A 1,382-nucleotide genomic window follows, 5' to 3' on the forward strand; every position below is an offset into this window, starting at 1 on the left:
CTCCACAACCCCCACCTGTCCCCCCGGAGGTACATCAGATGAAGCGCATACTGGCGGCCGCGGCCGCCACCCTCCTTGCGGTGTCGGCCACCGCGTGCGGAGGCGACGACGGGTCCGGCGGCACGCCGAAGGTCGTCTTCTCCTACTGGGGCAACGACTCGCGGCAGAAGCTGACCGAGGCGGCCATCGCCGAGTTCGAGAAGAAGAACCCCGGCATCGACGTCGAGGGCGACTTCTCCGACTGGGACAGCTACTACGAGAAGCTCGCCACCAAGACCGCGGCCGGGGAGGCCCCGGACGTCATGTCGATCGAGATCCGCGGCCTGGCGGAGTTCGCGAACCGCGGCATCCTCGCCGACGTCGCCGGGAAGATCGACACCGCCGGGCTCGACCAGGAGGTCCTCAAGGCCGGGCAGGTGGACGGCAAGCAGTTCGCGATCCCCACCGGCGTCAACGCCTTCCCGATGGTCGCCAACGAGAAGACGCTGAAGGAGCACGGCCAGAAGCTCCCGGACGACAAGACGTGGACGTGGGACGAGTACATCGCCACGGCCCAGAAGGTGACCGAGGAGAGCGGCGGCGACATCTGGGGCACCGAGTACAACGAGAACCCGGCGTTCCTGCAGATCTTCGCCGGGCAGCGCGGCGAGCAGTTCTACTCCGGCGGCAAGGTCGCGCTGACCGAGCAGACCATCAAGGACTGGTGGGCGCTGCTGCAGAAGATCATCGACACGAAGGCCGGGCCGGGCGCCGCCGAGATGCTGGAGACCGGCACCAAGGTCGACCAGGCGCTGATCGCCACCAACAAGAGCGCGTTCGGGAGCTGGTGGAGCAACCAGCTCGACGCGCTGACCAAGGGCTCCGGCGAGGAGCTGACGCTGCTGCGGATGCCGAAGACGGCGGGCGCCACTTCGTCCGGGATGTTCCTGCAGCCGGCGATGTACTACACGGTCTCGGCGAAGACCGAGCAGGCCGCGGCGGCGCGGAAGTTCGTCGACTTCATGGTCAACGACCCGGCCGCCGGCGCGATCGTGCTCAGCGACCGCGGCCTGCCGACCAACTCCTCGGTCATCACGGCGATCAAGGACAAGCTGTCGCCGGCGGACCGGCAGGTCCTGGCCTTCATGGAGTCGATCAAGGGCGACCTCAGCCCGATCGTCGTCCCGCCGAAGGGCGCGATGGAGATGGAGGACATCCTGAAGCGCGCCACCGACTCGGTCCTGTTCGGCAAGGCGACGCCCGAGGAGGCCGCCAAGACGTTCCTGACCGAGGCCGACAACGCGCTGTCCCAGTAAAACCCTCGTCCCAGTGACACCCGCCAGGTGGCACCCGCCCGCCGAGCCGTGCGGCCCGTGAAACGGCCGGGCCGCACGGCTCCCCCA

The 1,382-nt window shown here is 68.5% G+C and carries 1 protein-coding gene; it reads left to right on the forward strand.

Annotated features, from left to right (window positions below; translation table 11 throughout):
• Positions 1–38: 38 nt before the first annotated feature.
• Positions 39–1,295, forward strand: coding sequence for an extracellular solute-binding protein (locus E1200_RS33325; protein WP_131956664.1), 1,257 nt, complete (start codon positions 39–41; stop codon positions 1,293–1,295).
• Positions 1,296–1,382: the final 87 nt, after the last annotated feature.

This window comes from Actinomadura sp. GC306, assembly GCF_004348665.1.
Classification (GTDB): domain Bacteria; phylum Actinomycetota; class Actinomycetes; order Streptosporangiales; family Streptosporangiaceae; genus Spirillospora.

Bases quoted from the DNA above. Each gene is read 5' to 3' on its own strand.
- E1200_RS33325 (WP_131956664.1), top strand. From the start codon at position 39: ATGAAGCGCATACTGGCGGCCGCGGCCGCCACCCTCCTTGCGGTGTCG.